At 58.0% G+C, this 18619-nt stretch carries 13 protein-coding genes; 8 read left to right on the top strand and 5 right to left on the bottom strand.

From position 1 onward, the window contains the following. Positions 1 to 38: 38 nt before the first annotated feature. From AC5DB9_RS01715 to AC5DB9_RS01690, 6 genes are all read left to right on the top strand, one after another. On the top strand, positions 39 to 1025 hold the full coding sequence (locus AC5DB9_RS01715; RefSeq protein WP_272991091.1) for a WD40/YVTN/BNR-like repeat-containing protein: 987 nt from the start codon (positions 39 to 41) through the stop codon (positions 1023 to 1025). A gap of 15 nt (positions 1026 to 1040) precedes the next feature. Beyond that, the gene (locus AC5DB9_RS01710) at positions 1041 to 3476 is read left to right on the top strand and encodes an efflux RND transporter permease subunit (RefSeq protein WP_272991089.1); all 2436 of its coding nucleotides are present in this window, start codon (positions 1041 to 1043) and stop codon (positions 3474 to 3476) included. 54 nt (positions 3477 to 3530) lie between these two features. Beyond that, entirely contained in the window at positions 3531 to 5459 is a 1929-nt protein-coding gene (locus AC5DB9_RS01705) for a DUF1302 family protein (protein ID WP_272991087.1), read from the top strand. A gap of 19 nt (positions 5460 to 5478) precedes the next feature. Then, complete coding sequence (locus AC5DB9_RS01700) at positions 5479 to 6801, top strand: DUF1329 domain-containing protein (RefSeq protein WP_273009005.1); 1323 nt, start codon at positions 5479 to 5481, stop codon at positions 6799 to 6801. 160 nt (positions 6802 to 6961) lie between these two features. After that, positions 6962 to 7546: an antibiotic biosynthesis monooxygenase gene (locus AC5DB9_RS01695; protein ID WP_273009006.1), complete on the top strand. Its 585-nt coding sequence runs from the start codon at positions 6962 to 6964 to the stop codon at positions 7544 to 7546. Positions 7547 to 7629: 83 nt separating this feature from the next. Beyond that, positions 7630 to 8658 (top strand): helix-turn-helix domain-containing protein, encoded by a 1029-nt coding sequence (locus tag AC5DB9_RS01690; RefSeq protein WP_272994527.1) that lies wholly within the window; start codon positions 7630 to 7632, stop codon positions 8656 to 8658. A 2-nt stretch (positions 8659 to 8660) separates the two neighbouring features. Here AC5DB9_RS01690 and AC5DB9_RS01685 read toward each other — a convergent pair whose 3' ends face one another. From AC5DB9_RS01685 to AC5DB9_RS01665, 5 genes are all read right to left on the bottom strand, one after another. Beyond that, the gene (locus AC5DB9_RS01685) at positions 8661 to 9599 is read right to left on the bottom strand and encodes an alpha/beta fold hydrolase (RefSeq protein WP_272994526.1); all 939 of its coding nucleotides are present in this window, start codon (positions 9597 to 9599) and stop codon (positions 8661 to 8663) included. 25 nt (positions 9600 to 9624) lie between these two features. After that, the gene (locus AC5DB9_RS01680; RefSeq protein WP_272994525.1) at positions 9625 to 10437 is read right to left on the bottom strand and encodes an SDR family NAD(P)-dependent oxidoreductase; all 813 of its coding nucleotides are present in this window, start codon (positions 10435 to 10437) and stop codon (positions 9625 to 9627) included. After that, positions 10434 to 11945, bottom strand: a complete 1512-nt coding sequence (locus AC5DB9_RS01675; RefSeq protein ID WP_272994523.1) for a flavin-containing monooxygenase — start codon at positions 11943 to 11945, stop codon at positions 10434 to 10436. Before AC5DB9_RS01675 ends, AC5DB9_RS01680 begins: the two co-directional genes overlap by 4 nt. 139 nt (positions 11946 to 12084) lie before the next feature. After that, positions 12085 to 13092, bottom strand: a complete 1008-nt coding sequence (locus tag AC5DB9_RS01670) for a TIGR03617 family F420-dependent LLM class oxidoreductase (RefSeq protein WP_272994522.1) — start codon at positions 13090 to 13092, stop codon at positions 12085 to 12087. Between the two features lie 29 nt (positions 13093 to 13121). After that, positions 13122 to 15521, bottom strand: coding sequence for a PEP/pyruvate-binding domain-containing protein (locus AC5DB9_RS01665; RefSeq protein WP_272994521.1), 2400 nt, complete (start codon positions 15519 to 15521; stop codon positions 13122 to 13124). Positions 15522 to 15656: 135 nt separating this feature from the next. On the opposite strand from AC5DB9_RS01665, the gene AC5DB9_RS01660 reads away from it, so the two are divergent. Then, the gene (locus tag AC5DB9_RS01660) at positions 15657 to 16316 is read left to right on the top strand and encodes a TetR/AcrR family transcriptional regulator (protein WP_022959268.1); all 660 of its coding nucleotides are present in this window, start codon (positions 15657 to 15659) and stop codon (positions 16314 to 16316) included. Between the two features lie 77 nt (positions 16317 to 16393). After that, the gene (gene nadN / locus AC5DB9_RS01655; RefSeq protein WP_272994520.1) at positions 16394 to 18346 is read left to right on the top strand and encodes an NAD nucleotidase; all 1953 of its coding nucleotides are present in this window, start codon (positions 16394 to 16396) and stop codon (positions 18344 to 18346) included. The last annotated feature ends 273 nt before the right edge of the window (positions 18347 to 18619 follow it).

The raw sequence follows: 18619 nt of genomic DNA, 5'->3' as shown, positions 1-18619 counted from the left end.
CTGCCGAGACTTTCAAATAACAATGACGGTACACATTCATGACGCACTTTTTTACGCAGGCCCTGCGCCCGCGGTATTCCGTATCATCACTGCTGGCACTGACAGGCCTGCTGATCACTGGCTGCGAAGCCCCTCTGGAGCTGGAGGCGGTTCATGAGCAGGCCAGCCAACCTCTGCAACGCACTGACTTCTATCAGGCAATGGCCGACAACGGCGAGCTGACCCTGCTGGCGGGCAACAATGGCACGCTGCTCGCCAGCCGCGACAGCGGCAACAGCTGGCAGCGGCAGGCACTGAACACCAGCGAGAGCTTTATCGACCTCGCCAGTTGCCCCGACAACAGCTTCATTGCACTGAGCTTTGACAACCACCTGTGGCACGGCGACGGCCAGACCTGGCAGTCCCATGAATTGCCCAGCGGCGAGCAGATGATGACGGTTGCCTGCGCCGACAACGGCTGGTGGGTGGCGGGCAGTTTCAGCACGCTCCAGCACTCCGGCGACCAGGGAGCGTCCTGGCAGGAATCGAGTCTGGATGAAGACGCCATTATCACCAACCTGCAGTTTCTCGACGCGCAGAACGCGGTAGCTACCGCCGAGTACGGCATGGTGATCACCAGCCGCAATGGCGGAGAGAACTGGGCGGTGTCGGGCTATCTTCCCGATGAGTTCTATCCCCACGCCAGCCACTTCACCTCTGCCAGCGAAGGCTGGGTCGGCGGGCTGAACGGGTTCATTTACCACACTGCCGATGGCGGCGAGTCCTGGCAGCGACAGCACACCGACACCCAGGCCCCCATTTTCAATTTTATCTACAGCCCCCGCGGCCTGCTGGCACTGGGCGACAACGCCACCGTGCTGGCACTGAGCAATACCCGCTGGTCTTCCCTGAACACTCCCAGCATTCCGCTTTATCTGCGTGCAGCGACCACTCAGGGCGACACGCTGATTGCCGCTGGCGGGCGTGGCTTGCTGTTGCGCATCGCCCTGAACGACAGCGCAACTCCCGATACCAATAATAAGTAATCAAGGAACACTATCATGGCTGGACTGCACCGTTTTACGCACGCCCTGCACCTTCTGGAACTGTGGATTTTCAACAACCCCCGCAAGGTGCTGACGCTGATTGCCCTGCTCACGTTATTTTTCGCCCTGCGCATTCCGGGGCTGAAAATCTACACCGATTTCGCCGACCTGCTTCCCCAGCAGCACCCGTATATTCATCTGCACAACAGCATCAAGGACGACTTTGGCGGCGCCAACGTATTGGTGGTGGGCATTGAGTTCGACGAGGGCGACATCTTTACCAACGAACGGCTGGCGCTGATCGACCGCGTTACCCAGGCCGTCGATAACCTGCCCGGCGTCAACCACAATCTGGTGTCCAGCGTCACGCATCGCAACTCGCGCAAAATCTGGCTGACGGAAGTCGGCAGCATCAACTCACAGCCCTACTTCGACGCCACCAAAGGCCCTTACGACGCCGAGGCACTGGCGGGCATGAAGGCCGATGTGAGCGCCAATCCGCGTGTATTTGGCCCTTTGGTGGCTCCCGACTTAAAGATGGCACTGGTCAAGGCCCAGCTGATTGAAGGCCAGCTCGACTACGAAAAGACCTTTATCCAACTGCGCGACCTGCGCGACGAGGTGACAGCCGACGGCATTACCCTGTACGCCACCGGCCAGCCAGTGCTGGTGGGCTGGGCCTACACCTATATGGATCAGATTCTGCAAATTTTCGCCTTCACGGTACTGACCATGCTGGCGCTGCTGATCTTCCACTTCCGCAAGGCCTACGGCGTACTGATCCCACTGGGCGGCGTACTGATTTCCACTGTGTGGGGGCTGGGGATTATCAGCCTGCTGGGCTACAACCTCGACCCGCTGGGGCTGGTTATTCCCTTTCTGATTGCGGCGCGGGCCATGAGCCATGGCGTTCAACTGGTCGAACGCTACTATGCCGAGGCGGCGAGTTCGGGCAACGGTCCCGCCGCGGCCAAGGCCACCTTTGACAGTCTGTTCCGCCCAGGCTCGCTGGGTGTGGTGTCTGACGCCATCGGCCTTCTGCTGATTGCGGTTGGCTCTATTCCTCTCAACACCCACCTCGGCATCTACGCCTCTATGTGGGCGATCACCGTGGTGTTCAGCGTGCTGATCGGCGTACCGCTGCTGCTGTCGATTCTGCCCACCCCGCGCGAACCACGCCTGAAGGAAACCATTCTCCGCCATATTGGCGCCAGTAGCTCGCGCATTGTCAGCCGCCCCGGCAGCGCCCGCACCTTGCTATTGATTGCCGCCGCCGCCGTGGTATTGGGCATGGCCGCCGCCTCCAATGTGCAGATCGGCGACTCCGAACCCGGCTCGCCAATTCTGTATCCCGACCACGATTACAACATTTCCTCCCGCGTGGTGAACGAGCGCTTCCCTGGTTCGGAAGAGCTGTACGTGGTGGCGGAAACCGACGAAAAAGGCGGCTTGAAACGCCCCGAGGTGTTGAAAGCCCTGGCGGCCTTTCAGGCCCACATGCTCACCGATCCCGGCGTGGGCGGCGCCAAGGGGTTGCCGGATTTGATCCAGCAGGTGAACCGCCTGATGCACAACAACGACCCGCGCTGGTATCAGATTCCCCACGACGAGCGCTATGTGGGCGGCCTGATGTTCACCTACATGGCCTCCAGTCCCATTCCCGGCGCTCTGGATGAGTTTAATAACACCGACGATCAGGTGGCGAATCTGGTGTTCTACTACAAGGATCGCCAAGGCGAGACCATTCGCCGCGCCATTCACATGGCCAAGCAGTGGATAGATGAGCACGGCGATGAGGTGGAGGGCCTGACCATCAAACTGGCGGGCGGCACCCTGGGCGTGGCAGCGGCCATGAACGAGTCTGCCTACCAGACCAATCTGATCGTGCTGCCGCTGGTATTCCTGCTGATTTTCGCCTTTGTCACCCTGTTCTATACCTCCTGGCACGCCGGGCTGATGATGCTGCTGGCGATGCTGTTTGCCACCACCCTCACCTACGCCTACATGGGTCTGTCAGGACTGAATATCGACATCAATACGGTGCCGGTTATCGCGGTGGGGATCGGCGTGGGCATCGATTACTCGATCTACATGATGGACAGAATCCGCGAGGAAATGGCGAAGTGCCGCGACCTAGCCCACTCGGTACAGCAGGCCATCTCCACCACCGGCATGGCGATCAGCTTTACTGCGCTGACGCTGATGGCGGGCATCGTAATGTGGGTCATTTTCTCTGACCTGCGCTTCCAGTCCGACTCGGCCCTGCTGCTCTGCGTGATGATCGTAATCAACGGCATTACCGCCATGCTGCTAGTGCCCTCCTGGGTGCTGCGCTTCCAACCTCGCTTCATCACCGCTGTGTACGCCGATGACGACGGCGTGCTCCACGCCGGCTCACCGTCTAGTTCTGGCAATACCGTAGAAAACGCCCTGGGCGTTTCTCAAACCTGAGTGGCGCCGGATGCGAAGCACCTGGCACCTATTTTTCCAAAACGAGGATCTGCTATGAAAAAAACAATAAAAGGCCTGCGATTCTGGTGTGCTGCATTCAGCGGCGTCGCCGGCATGTCGATGACAGGGGGAGCCGCGCTGGCTGATGACAGCACGCGCGTTGCTGGCTTCTATGAAAACGCCACCTTTGTGCGTGATGGCATCGGGCTGTCGAAGTTTCGCAACACCGTACAGCTCGAAGCCGAGAAGCTGTTTGGCGACGTGGGCAGCTTCAGTAATGTCAGCGTTAATGCCACTTTCCGTGGTAGCTACGACGGCGTGTACGACCTTAACGACGACGAATACGGCAAGAACGCGGGCGGTCCGATTCGGCTCCAAGATGCCGCACAGGGCTATGTCGATCACGGCGATGGTCTGTCCACCTCCAACACACCACTGCCGCCCGGTGCAACGCTGGAATTCAACAACAACCGCAACCCAAACGACGGCATGATGGTGCTGGGTGAGAACCTGCACGGCCAGAACCACGGCGTGGCCTTCGGTGTGCCGGTACGCCCCTGCGATGTCGATAGCCGCGGCTGTATCGACGACTACCTGGATAAGGACCGGGACGAACTGCGCTATCAGGAATTCAACGACCGCTTCGACTTTATCCGCGAACTGTATGTCGATTTCGACCTGAATTTCAGCAACGGTGACATCCTCAGTACCCGGCTGGGTAAACAACAGGTGATCTGGGGCCGCACCGATCTGTTCCGAGTGCTGGATGTAATCAACCCGGTGGACTACTCGCGCAATAATATTTACGACGAACTGGAAGATATCCGCATTCCCATGTGGATACTGAAAACCGATTACCGCATGGGGCCCACTGAGGTCTTCGACGGTCTGGCCTTTGACGATCTGAACATCCAACTGGTGTGGAACTTCGACCAGTTCCGTCCCCACGACATCGGTCAATGCGGCCAACCCAACGTCATCCTCGACGCGGGCTGTTTCTTCCGCGGTATGAATAACTTGTGGGAAAACGGCGGCACTGTGGCCAACTTTGCCGGGGCCAACCCCAGCGGCGGACTCGCCACCGATTTCGGCCCTGGTCAGATCGGTATTCGCAAGGCCCATATGCCGAGCTGGAGCCTGTCCAATACCCAGGTCGGCCTGAAGTTTGAGGGGGTCTACGGCGATCTCGGCTTCTCGCTAAATGCATTGAATTTCCGCTCGCAACTGCCTTCGTTGCGCGGCGGCATTCCTGCTGAGAACGGCTTCACCGGACAGACCGACGTGTGGCCGTCGCTAATCGCCTTTGATATCTACTTCCCCCGTGTGACGCTGCTTGGCGGCTCGCTGGATTATTATCTGCAGGGTGTCGATACGGTTATTCGCGCGGAAGTCGCGCACACCAGCGGCGAGGAGTTTGCCAACACCCTGCGCAGCGAGCTGTATTCAGAGTCCGATGTTCTGCGCTATGTATTGGGCGCCGATAAGAACATTTTTATTCCCTTCCTGAACGCTCGCCGCGCCTTCCTGTTCTCAGGGCAAATTTTCGGCCAGCACATTCTCGACCATGAAAGTGAGCACCGCCTATACGGCGAAGCGGGAATCCCAGACTGGGAAGCCAACTGGACAGCCACCCTGCTGATCAAGGGCTGGTGGATGAACGATCGGCTCAGCCCACAGATTATCGCCGCCCACGACTTCCGAGCAGGCTCTTCAACCATCGCCCCCAGCATCGAGTGGCTGGTCAACGATCAGGTCCGTATCACCGCAGGCTTCAACGTGAAAATCGGCGCAGGCGCGCAGAAATTTGACGACTGCCGCACCTGTAATCCTTGGGCACCATTCACCGAAGCCTATCCCGGTCAGCCCGCGGGCGAAACCGCAGGCTTGGGCGGCTATGAGCCCCTCGGTCGCTTCCGCGCAGGCCCGATTGGCATGGCACAGGAAGAAGACGAATTCCAACTGACCCTTCGCTACAGCTTCTAATAACGAGAGAGGACACATCATGTTTAGCTACCAACGCCTCAAACGCACTCTGCTCGCCAGCTGCGCCGCCTGTCTGCTGACTGGACAAGCACTGGCCGATGACGCCGTCATCGATAATTCCTTTCACCCCTACCAGGCAAAACTACCGAGTTACCCCGGCCTAACGTCTGGCATGGTTATCAATAAAGAGAATGTCGCCCAGTTCAAGGACATTATCGACCCGGCTTTCCTGCGCTTTATTGAAGAGGGCTGGACCACCATTACCGTTGGAGACACTACCTCGTTCGATTTGCACAGCAGCTATATCGACGCTACCCGCAACTCGCTGGGCAAGGTCTCGTTGGGTGAAAAAGTCGGTGAAATCAGTGGCTGGCATGCGGGTCGTCCCTTCCCGCAGGAACCCAGCGCCGACGACCCGCGCGCGGGCGAAAAACTGGCCTGGAACTACAAATATGGCTACAACTGGGGAGACAGCGCCGCCATTTATCCGTTCTATTGGAAGTACCGCGACATGAATACCGCGGCGGTTGAACGCACCATCAAGTTCAACTTCCACTTCCTCAACTTTAAGGGCCGCGTCAACCAGGAACCGACACCAGAGATTACACCCAACCCGTCCGACCTGTTCCGGGCCATCTACGTGCAGGTGCTTGACCCCTACGACGTGCGCAACACCCAGTTGCTGATCCACCGCGCAGCCGATGACCTCAAGCGGGATAACTCCTGGCTATACCTGGGCTTCCAGCGTCGAGTTCGCCGTCTGGCGACCGGTCAGGTGACAGACGCCTTCCTCGGTTCCGATTTGATGATTGAGGATTTCGAGGGCTATAACGGCCGTATCTCAGACATGAACTGGCAGTACAAAGGCACCCGCTACATGCTGATGCCCTTCTACAACCACAACGCGCTGCAACTCGACAGCAAAACCCATCAGGACGAAGACGGCTATCAGGTTGTCGCCTTCAGCGGCAAGGGCGGCTGCTTCCCGGACATTACCTGGCAACTTCGTAAAGTTTATGAAGTAGAAGCCACACCGGTCGATGAAGGCCACCCGTTGTCCAAGCGCGTGCACTTCATGGATGCCCAGACATTTACTATTCCGCGAACCGTGTCCTACGACCGCAAGGGCAGCCTGTGGAAGACCTTCACCATCGGTCAGGCTCACCCTGATCACCACCTGCCCCAAAACAAGGGCAGCGGTGTGTCTATTGACGACAGCTTCAGCATGATTGATGTCCAAGCCAGTCATTGCACCACTGGGCAGTTCAAAGGTCAGGTCGACCCTGAGCTGTCTCCCGCCAGTATGTTCAGCGTTCAGCACCTGCGCGCAACGGGCAGCTAAGTGGAAACCAGCCACTGCCTTCCGGGACGTTGCTCAGTGGCTGAAGCGGGATGATTGTCGGTTCACCCCAGTGACCGACCCCGCAGAGAGTAGCAGTGCTCTCGCTCTTTGGGGCTACTCCCCGTAGCCCCCTTTTTGTTTTCTGACAGAGGTAAGCGTCATGGCGACACAGGGACAGGCTTCCCCCGATTATCCCCTTACAGTGGTGATTTCGCGCCAGGTAAAAAGCGGTAAAGAAACGGAATTCGAAGCCCTGAGCGCAGAGATGACCACGCGCGCCAGTCACTTTCCCGGCTACCTCGGCGCAACCATGTTTCGACCTGCCTCTGCCGACGACCCGGAGTACCGCATCGTCTTCAAATTCGCCGGCCAGGCCGCCCTCTCCGACTGGGAGCAATCACCCGAACGCCTGGAAGTGCTGCAACAAATAGAACAGCTGCTCATTACACCCAGCGAGCGGGAAACCGTCTCTGGGATCGTGAGCTGGTTTACCCTGCCCGGCCATAACCCTGTACAACCACCGCCGCGCTACAAAATGACGCTCGTTAGCTGGCTAGCGCTCTACCCCGCCGTAACCATCATCTTCTTTTTATTCGGCGACTGGCTGGCGGCAATGCCACTGGCAATACGAACATTGCTAGTGACGGCCTCGGTGATGCTACTGATGAGCTATGTACTGATGCCAAGAATGACACGCTGGTTTTCACGCTGGCTGTATCCTACCTCGCGCAGCCGCAGTCGCTGAGTACGGCCGCCGCTGTATTCAGCGTTGAGAATTCACTAGTATTAGCCGGGCGATCTCTCCTCGAACTCCACAGACGGCCGGTCATGCCCCAAAAGCTCGCAAAGCACTGGACTTCAATCGGCTATTTCAGGCCGATCTTTGACTATTTACGCGCCGCCGGGCAGCCGCGAGCGCCCTACCTGAAATTGCTGGGGCTGAGCGAAGCGGATTTGTCCAACCCCGACGTCCGCATCGACAACAGTCTGTTACACCCGCTGTTCCAAATGGCCGAGCAAGAGTGCGGCGATCCGAATATTGGCCTGCATGCCGGCCTGACGATGCAGGTCCAGCATATTGGTATTGTCGGGCTGCTGGCGATGAGCTGTCAGTATGCGCGGGAAATTTTCGAGCTGCATGCGCGCTACCAGAGCCTGATCGGCGATGGTTTCGTGTTCAACTATTATCTGATCGACGATGCCTTCTGCGTGGACGCCGCCGTTGCCACGGGTCACCCGCCGCTGGGCCGACAGGAATATGAATACAGCCTGGCGGGACTCTATCGACTTCAGTCTCAGTTGATTGGCGGCGACAGCGCATTTCAACGCATCGAACTGCCCTTCGAGCGACCACCGGCAGGCAGTGCCATTGAATCGCTGTTGGACGCACCGGTGAGTTACGGCCACGACCGTATTCGGATTTTTCTGGCAAAGTCGGTTTATGACGCGGAGCTGCTTGGCGCCGACCCACATATTAAGCAGCTACTGGAAACACAGGCCCATCAGCGTCTGCTGCAACTGCGCGGAGAACAGGCCAGCAGCGACCCCATGCTAGCCCGAATTCGGGAGCTGATCGCCGAGCGGCTGGCCTATGGCACCGCCTCGCTGGAGAGTATTGCCGACGCCATGCAGGTGTCGGTGCGCACGCTGCAACGGCAGCTAGACCAGCACGACACCCGCTTCACCCAGCTGCTGGACGACACCCGCCAGGACCTCGCCCGGCGGTATATCAGCAATGCGGAACTAAGCCTGCTGGAAATTGCCATGATGCTTGGTTTTGCCGAGCAAAGCAGTTTTAACCGGGCGTTCAAACGCTGGTTTGGTGAGTCACCCGGCGCCTATCGACGGAACAGCTAGGCCTATTCAGGCAAGGTATCGAGAAAGGTCTGGTAGATTGCCGCCGTTTCTTCAGGTGCCTCGACCATCGGCATATGGCCAATCTCCGGCATCAAGCGAACATACAAATTCGGCACCTGCTCGCGCCACACACTGACCGCGCTGACATCAATCAGGCGATCCTGCTCGCCCCAAATCAACAGGCTCGGCACCTGCATCTCAGACAAGCGCGCAGTGAGACGCGGCTCACCATGAATGTCTTTAAAAATCTGTGCATAACGCTCGCGGCGATCCATATACGTCTGCGCAGTGGCATCCAATACCATCTTGGGCAAATATGGCGGCTTGGCCATGGTCATCGGGTAGAAGTGCGCAAAGTCCTCCGCAGACGCAATCTCGAAGGGGTTTTTGCCCTGCTCCAACAGGCGCTCCATATCGCTGCGCTCCGGAGAGATGACGCCCGCAGGATCAACCATCGTCGCCGACAACGTGCGCTCCGGGAACGCCAGAGCAAAGTAGGCGGCGATGTAGCCTCCCATGGAATTCCCGATAATGTGGATACGCTCAATATCCAGCTTATCCATCAGTGCCACGATGCGTTCCGCCTGAGCCTGCTGACTGTAGTCCCAAGTTGGGTCGAAAGCGGCGTCGCCGTGACCGGCGAGATCGGGAATGATGACATCGTAACTGTCGACGAAGAACCGGGCGAACCGCGGCCAGACGGTTTTATCCGCGGTATAACCATGCACCATCACAATGGCCTGACCACCTTCCGTTCCGCCACGATAATAGGGAATGGACAGTTCGCCGATATCCTGTTGATGCGCTTCCAGGCCGTAAAGCTTGTTCTCAAGTGAGATGCCCGCAGCAAACACAAGCCCGCCCACCTTGGGATAACTTACGGCGGCGGCAATAAGGCCCGCAGCCAACACCGCGACCAGCAGCCAGAGAGTTTTTTTCATCGAATGACTCCGTATTGTCATTATTTTACGAGGGGTAATGAGCGCCATCGAGTACATCGCGCATTTTTCGCCACAGTATCCAATTCCTTAACTTGAGCGGCAACAGGCCACTGGCAAGGCGAATACTGAAGGCTTGATTCCCGAACACAATGCGCGGACGTTTGCCCAGGACCGCACGAATCACCACCTCGACAATGTCCTCTGGTGCTGTCGTGAGGAACTTCCGATTGAATGCCTGCCCCTCGCGTTTTTTGACAATATTGGTGGCGATGCCCCCTGGGTGCACCAGATAGGCATCGACGGGGCTATCCTGCAGTTCCACCATCAGCGCCTCGGTGTAGCCGCGCACCGCAAACTTGCTGGCGCAGTAATCACTATTGCTTGGTGTACCAATCAGGCCGAAAACACTCGATACATTGATCACCGCACCCTCGCCATTGGCAAAAAGCTGCGGCAGAAACAGGCGCGTTCCATTGACTACACCGTAAAAGTTCACCGCCATTACACGTTCGATTTCGCTCTTGCTTATCGCCCAGATAGGTTTGACGGCGCCCTCAATACCGGCGTTATTAATGATCACATGGGCATTTCCCAAGGACTGTTTAACCGCCGCCGCGAACGCGGCAAACGCGGTCTCGTCGGCAACATCAAATGCCTGGTGAAAGCAATCTGATCTTGCAGGCTCGGGCAGCAAGGCAACGCTCTGCCCAAGTGCTTCGCGGTCATAATCGTTAAGCGCCAACTTCGCACCCAGTCGGGCAAAGGCCATGGCATACGCTCGCCCCATCCCCGACCCTGCGCCAGTGATCACCACAACTTTGTTCTTGAATGTTTTCATGATTCCGCGCCTCCCGCTGCAGGCGTTACCAGAGCTGCCTTGGGCGCGGGCGCGTCTGAAAAACGGTGATGCCGACGCTTGAACGCGTTCGCCATGCGCCGGTACGTAAAGGAAAAGCCGGGGAACATTGCGATCACGTGCCCACTCTTGCTTTGATACCAGCTATTGCAGCCACCGGACTTCCACACCGTTTTCTCCATCTCGCGGTGAATCATCTCCGTGTACTCCACTTCGGCTTCCTCGGTCACCTCAACCGTCTGGTGCCCGCCCTTCAGTACCTGCTTGATGGCTTTCGCGACATAGTTCAGCTGTGCCTCGATGATAAAAATCGCCGAGGTATGACCAATACCCGTATTGGGTCCGGTCATAATAAAAAGGTTGGGGAAGCCCGGCAGGCTGGTGCCCAAATATGCACGCGGATACGCCTCCCACTGATCGGCCAAAGAACGGCCATCGCGCCCCTCTACTGGATAGGAGATTACGCCGTCGGTGGCGCAGTAGCCTGTGGCGTAGACAATCAGGTCCACATCCAGCTGCTTCCCCTGCGTTGTGCGAATCCCCGTCTCGTTGATTTCGGCAATACCGTCGTCCTTGGTATGCACGCTGACATGCGGCTGGTCCAGTGCCGGGTAGAGTGTGCTCGACAAAATAATTCGCTTGCAGCCGATGGTGTAATCCGGCGTCAGCGCTTTTTGCAGTGCCGGATCGCCAATCGTCTTTTTGATGAAGTTCTCGGCCTTGCGTTGGGCAACGAGCTTCAACATGGTTTTGGAGTATTTGAAGCCGATAACACGGTACTCCAGCGACCAATAGATCAAGCTGCGCAGCAGTTTGTACATCGGCTTAACGCCCAACAGATAGCGCTGGAAGCGAGAAAAGCGACGGTCCGGCCTGGGCAGAACCCAGTGCGGGGTTCGCTGGAACACATGCATTTCTGCCACATCATTCGCCATCGCCGGGATCACCTGTGCCGCACTGGCGCCACTGCCGATAATCGCCACACGCTTGCCTTTGTAATCGTAGTCCCAGTCCCAGTTATTGGTGTGAAAGGCCGCGCCCTGAAAGCGCTCGCGCCCGCTAAAATCCGGGGTAAACGGTGTACTCAGGGGGCCTGAGGCATTGATCAGAAACTGCGCGCGAAACTCACCATTATTGGTCGATACGACCCACTGCTGCCGACTCTCGTCCCAGTGCACCCGTTCAACATTGGTCGCAGTGCGGGTTTTCTCACGCAGACCGTTCTTGTCGATAACGTGGTTGGTGTAGGTCTGCAGCTCGGCCTGTTCGGCAAACATCTGCGACCACTGATAGGGCTCGGCCTCAATCGAGTACAGCGGCGATTGCACATCGACCGCAGCACCGGGGTAGGTATTCTGGCACCAGGTGCCGCCCATGAAGTCGCGACGTTCCAGAATAAGGTAGTCGTCGATGCCCAGTGTCTTGAGCTTCATGGCAGCACACTGGCCACCAAAGCCACTGCCGATGATCAATACCGTGTGTGTACTCATGGAGATTCCTCAAACGCGAACGGACGCATAGTGAGGCTATTCTTTCAGCGCAGCATCGCCGCGTATTGACATGGTGTGTCAATTTTAAACTTGATGTGACATGGCCGCCACGCACCAGCGGAGGCCATGACTCAGTGAATTAGGACTTCAATGACGCGACGATCCCCGTCCACATGGCATCACTCGCCGCATAGGGCGCGTAGATTGCCAGTCGGTCCGCATACTCGCCATAGCGCGCCTTGAGTTTTGCGGCGATGTCACCGGGCTCTCCCCGCACACAGAAGGCGTCGAGAAACTCATCGTCAATGTAGTCGCCGAGCTGGTCCCATTTTCCCTCTTTGGAAAGCGCATTGAGTTTGGGTTGCAGCTCGCCCAGCCCCACCGCTTCCATCGGCGGTCGATAGGCCGGGGTGGAGGCGTAAAAGCCCAGCAATCCTTTTACGCTGTTTTCAGCGGCACGGTATTCCTCTTCACTTTCACCAGTGATGACAATGGCATTGACCTGCAGAAGGAAGTCATCGATGGATCGCCCCGCTTTGTCGAGGCCACGGCGCACGGCAGGCAATGCGCGCTCTTCCAGGAACGGCAGGCTATTGAACGGGTGTACGATCAGACCGTCGGCGACCTCGCCCGCCACTTCGGTCATTTTCGGCCCCAGTGCGCCGAGCATAATGGGCGGCGGCCCGTAGGGGTTGGGACCGGGGTTAAACATCGGGGTCATCAGTGTATGGCGGTAAAACTTACCCTGAAAGTCGAGTTTGCTGCCGTTCTGCCAGCAGTCAAAAAAGGCTTTGACGGCCTGAATGTACTCGCGCATCCGCGACGCGGGTGGATCAAATTCCAGCCCAAAGCGCTTCTCGATATGGGCTTTGATCTGCGAACCGATACCCAGCATAAACTTGCCCTTCGAGAAGGTCTGCAGGTCCCAGGCCTGATAGGCGATGTGAGAAGGGTTTCTGGGAAAGGCGACGGCGATACCGGTGGCAATATCCAGCGAGGGTGCATGCTCGCTGGCCAACGCCAGGGGCAGAAACGGGTCCCAGCTCCCCTCAAGGGTGTAGACCCCATCGTAGCCGATAGCGGCCAGCCGTTTGGCTTCGGCGGCGGCACCGCCCAGCGTCGCATAAAATGGACCATCGATTTTCATAGCAAGTTCTCTTCGTGTATGACGGGGTATCAGCTCAGCACCGTGACGACACCAGTTTCCGCATCGAGCCGCACACGGTCGCCTGTGCGAATGTGTTTCGTCCCCAAGCGAGTATTAACGATGGCGGGCAGACCGTATTCCCGCGCAATCACTGCACCATGGGATACCGCACTTCCGACGTCGGTAATGAGGCCGGAGATCAGGCTGAAATACGGGGTCCAACCCACATCAGTGATTGGCGCGACCAGGATTTCACCGGGCTGGAGCGCCGCAGCTTCCGATACGCTGAAGGCGACCCGGGCCCGACCTTCCACCACCCCTCGGGATACCGGCCTCCCCACAAGCTCGCCCTCGCTATTGGCCAACTGGCCGCGAAGATCAATCGGCTGCGGAGTGCCCACGCAGATCTCATCAAACTCCAGTCGGTCCTGAAATGACAGCGCCAGCCGCCGCTGCTTCGCTCGCTCGCACCAAGCCGCCTGACTCGGCGCCGACGCATCGCTGCGCACAAAATCCACCAGCTCTTCGTGCAGAAAAAAGAACACCAGATCCGCGTCATCGAGCCGCCCTTCCGCGACCAACTGTTCCCCCAGTGCGCGATAGCTGCGTTTGAAGCGATTGGCAATATCCACCAGCAGAGATTTTGTGGCCTCGCGTCGACGAACAGCATTGTGCGCCTTGGGCACAATCCAGCGCAGCGCCCGACTGAGCTCGTGGAGGTTGACCGCGTCCGGACGGGGCGCTGCCTCGCGCCCCTGAAGACGCGCATTGACCGACGCCTGCATGGTGGCGATCAAGGTTTCGGGATCATCCGCCCAGCACCGCTCGCGCATGCACAACTCCCGGTAGGCGCGATGACCGTGGCGCTCAAGAAAGGCGCGATACGCTGCGGTAATGGCATCCGGCGCCTCGTCCTGAAGCCAGAGCAAGGCGTCTTCGCAACGACAGTCGACAAACTTCGTCAGGGCATCGGGATGAGCCGCAATCTCATCGACCAGAGCATCGAGCTGATCGACCAGTACGGCCGACTCCACACCTTTGGCCCCGGCCATCAGCCGCGCGCCTTCAGCCTCTTCTTCCGGACTGCTCTCCTGACCGCCGGAGATGATGGCCTGCAAGATATTGCTGGCGAAGCCCGACGTGGCAGAGGATTGCAGATGTACCGCCATCGCCTCAACGTAAAATGCCTGCGCCTGATCGAGGGCCTCCGCCAGCTCAATACTGCTGCCACGAACGGGAAGACTGAAGCCCGCCGCGCGTTGCTTGAAGGCGTCAATGACGGCATCGGCACGCCGTAAATAACGCAGCAGGCGGAACATGCCACCAAGCCGAATCAGACCATTGCGTTTCGGCGGCTCTTTAAGCTCTTCAACAATGCGACCGCAAATACTCAGCCCCATGGATTTCACATCGGTCCCCAGCACGGTGGAAACCGTGGCTGCCGAGCCACTGAGGTTCAAAAACATTTTGCCACTGCACATTGCGACCTGCGTCCACTCGTCGGTAATTGCGGGACGACCGGCATAGCTGACATGCATATGCTGCATGCCTTTTTCGATGCTGCGACCGGTAGTGGAGAATGTCAGCGGGCAACTGGCCCCCGGCATCATCTCGCCGATATTGCATCGGGTCACCACATCCTCATCAGCCAGTGGCGTATTCAACTCGTTAAGGTCAGAGCCCAGCGTCGTGATGGGGCGAGCCTGCAGCCACTTGAGTTGCCCCTCATCGTCGAACGCCCACTCCATATCGAGAGGCTGACCGGCGGCAGCAACCGCCGCGCGCGCCTGTTCGACCAATTGCTGACGCTGCGGCGGCGAAAGTATTGGCGCCTCGCCCACCAAGTCCTCAAAGCAAAGCGTATCTTCGAGGTCGTACTCATAGTGATCGGGCGTTTGATCCCCGCTCACCAACGCCTCGCCCAATCCCTCGACCGCGTCGATAACCAGTCGGTCGTGTCGACCGGAGACTGGGTCTGCGCTGAACAACACACCCGCCGAGCGGGCCTCCACCATCTGCTGTACCACCACGCACATCTGGGTTTCCGGCAGGGCTTTCTGCTGCTGATAGGCCTGCGCCCGAGCACTGTGCAACGAGGCGACACAGCGCTCGATTGCGTCCTTGAGCGCATCTTCACCCTGCACATTCAGCACGGTTTCGTAGAGCCCGGCGAAGGAGCTTTCGCTGCCGTCCTCGCCCAACGCCGAGGAGCGAACTGCAACCTTAGCCGCTCCCAGCTCGCGATATCGCGCGATGGCGGATTCTTCGTAGCCACCTTCCTGTGCATTGATAATGACAAAGGCGCGAGGCACCGACAGTCCCCAGGTAATCAGCCTGGACAGTCCCTCAGCCTTACCGCCGACCGGATCACGGGCAGGCTCTATGTCTTCGATCCAACGCACACTGGCAGACGTTTTTATTGTTGTCATACGCCACAGTTTCCTGCTGAACGGAAAAACTATACGATCGTATAGCCAGAGTATAAAGTCAACCGGCGCCGCCACGAGCGATGATCGCGGTATACTTCAACGACAATCCGACACAGGGCCCCGAGCATTTCATCGATGAGCCACTCAGACGCAGCCATACCCAGTACGACCGACGACAGCCGGGCATCAAAGCGCCGCCAAATCCTGGCCGCTGCCGCCGAGCTGTTTGCTCAACAGGGTTACGATGGCACCTCGATTGGCGCTGTTGCCGAGGCTGCCAAGGTACAAAAATCGCTGGTTCAATATCACTTTGAAAACAAGAAGTCGCTCTGGCAGGAGAGCATTCGCTACATCTGGCAAGAGCGCGACGACGCCCTGCCCCGCTATCTGGATGAAAACGACAGCAGCGTCGAGCCCGACGAACTCATCTGGCAGCTTTGCCGACGTGTACTGCGCTTCACCTTTGACCACCCGCAATGGGTCAAGCTGATGTTTCAGGAAGCCTCCACCCCCGGCCCCCGGCTCGACTGGATGGTGGCGCATTTTTTCAGAAGCGACTTTCAGCGTGGCACGGCGATCATTGAGCTTGGGCAACAACAGGGCCTGCTCCCCAAAGGCAATGTGATTGATCTTCTCCACATTCTGTCCGGCGCGTTGATCTACCTCGTGAATGTCGCGCCCATTACCGAGCGCGTATTGGGGGTCAGCCCCGAGAGTGACGAATACATTGACCACCACGTGCGCTCATTGATGGCGCTGTTGCAGACCGCCACGGCGTCCGCCACAAAACCGTAACCGGGCTGTCACCGGGATTTCCCACAAACTTCTTACGCTGCAGGTTTTGAATCTCACACTGCGTTAGGAGTTTGATCATGCGCCTGAAAAAGCTGGCATTTGCCACTCTACTTGGTACCGCTCTTATCAGCGGCTGTTCTCTCGACGGCGACGATGGCGAACGCGGCCCAGCCGGGCCCCAGGGTGAACAAGGCCCGGCCGGTGAGCTTGGCGGTCGCGCCATTGATCTGACCATTCTGCACATGAACGACCACCACTCCCATATCGAGTCCGACAGTTTCGACTTTGATGTCTCGTCGCTGGGGCTGTCGGCACAAAATGACGCAGGAGAAACCCCGGCAGAGATTTCGGTTAACTATGGCGGTTTCCCGATGCTGGTCTCGCTCTTCAATACCCTGTCGAATCAAAGCAGCAATGTGATCAAACTCCACGCCGGCGATGCGGTAACGGGCACGCTGTTCTACACCCTGTTCAAAGGCGTGGCTGACGCCGCCGTAATGAACCAGATCTGCTTCGACGCCTTTGCACTGGGCAACCACGAGTTTGACGACGGCGACAGTGGTCTGGCGTATTTTCTCGATGTACTGAATTCCACTGCCTGTCAGACACCGGCGCTGGCCGCCAACGTCAGCCCGGCACCGACGTCTGCCATCAACAGTGGCTATATCCAGCCGTACACGCTGGTGAAACGCGAAGGCGAGACCATCGGCATTATCGGCATCGACATCGCCGGCAAAACCAAAAACTCTTCCCAGCCCGATGACGGCACCGAGTTCCTCGACGAAGCCACCACCGCGCAGCAGTACATCGACGAGCTGACGGCAATGGGCGTAAACAAGATTATTCTGCTGACCCACTACCAGTATCAAAGCGACTTGGCCCTGGCAGCGCAGTTAAGCGGCGTCGATGTGATTGTCGGCGGCGACTCGCATTCACTGCTCGGCGGGGACGGCTTCGACGCACTGGGCTTTAACCCGGTTGGCGACTACCCAACACAGGTCAGCAATAAAGATGGCGACCCGGTGTGTGTGGTGCAGGCTTGGGAATACGCTCATCTGATGGGCAAGCTGGACGTAAGCTTCGACGAAGACGGCGTGGTCACCAGCTGTGCCGGTCAGCCGTATATGCCCATCAGTAATCAGTTTGCGTACAGCTACAGCGATAGCGAAACCCGCCCGCTCGACAGCGGCGACAACTATCTTCTTACTCAAGCACTAACCGCCTACCCGGAACTGGTGATGACCTTACCTGACGCCACCACTCAGGCGTTGGTTGATGACTTTGCCGCGGAAACGGAAGTGCTGAAGCAAACCGTGATTGGCAGTGTCAGCGATGACCTGTGTCTGGAGCGTTTCCCCGGCCAAGGCCGCTCCAGCCTTTGCGACGTTTCTGCGACATCGGCCATGGGTTCCGATATTTCCAATATCGTCGCCAAGGCATTTATGACCGTCACACCCACCGCTGACATTGGCATTCAAAACGGTGGCGGCGTTCGCGTTGATGTGGCGGCAGGCGACTTCACCATCGCCGATGCCTATACGCTGCTCCCCTTCTCGAACACGCTGGTCACGCTGGAGATGAGTGGCCAACAGATTGTCGATGTATTGGAAGATGCGCTGTCCAACGCACTCGACAACGGCGGCTCTACCGGGTCTTACCCCTACGCCTCCGGTCTTCGCTACGCCGTTGATGCCTCGGCGGCAAAAGGCAGTCGTATCAGCAACATCGAAGTGAACCCCCGTGTTGCTGGCAGTTGGAGTACGCTGGATCTGGCGGCGACTTACACCGTGGTTACCAACGACTTTATCGCCTCAGGACAGGACGGTTACGACGCCTTTGGCCCGATCTATGATGCGGGAAACTTTGTCGATACGTTCACTGAATACGCGCAGGGCTTCGTCAGCTTTATGGAACGGCTGAGTGACGATGGCGCCGCCCTCGGTAAACTGCCTGCCAGTGAGTACTCCACTCAGTCGTATATCGGCCGCGACGGTTGCGATCACAGCAGCGGCAGTTGCAGCGGTTACTGAGTTCGTTATAACCAAAAGAAAAAGGCGGCCTCTGGCCGCCTTTTTTGCTACTGCGTTACGCGGAGTTATTCCTCCGTTTTCTCCACCTTGTTGAGCTTGTACTGACGCTAAATCGGATATGAATAACGTGCCCAACCGTACAGGCGCATTGACCAAAATTGCGCGCAAAGCCCGCCAATTTTGGCCCGTAAAACCGGCTGGCACTGACTATCGCCGCAGCGCACGCCTGCACTTCATACTCCACGTCACTCTGTAAAAGTGATTTTTCCACTC

This window comes from Spongiibacter sp. (assembly GCF_984394615.1).
Note: the sequence above shows the minus strand (reverse complement) of the source record. Positions and strands in the feature narration are given on the sequence as shown.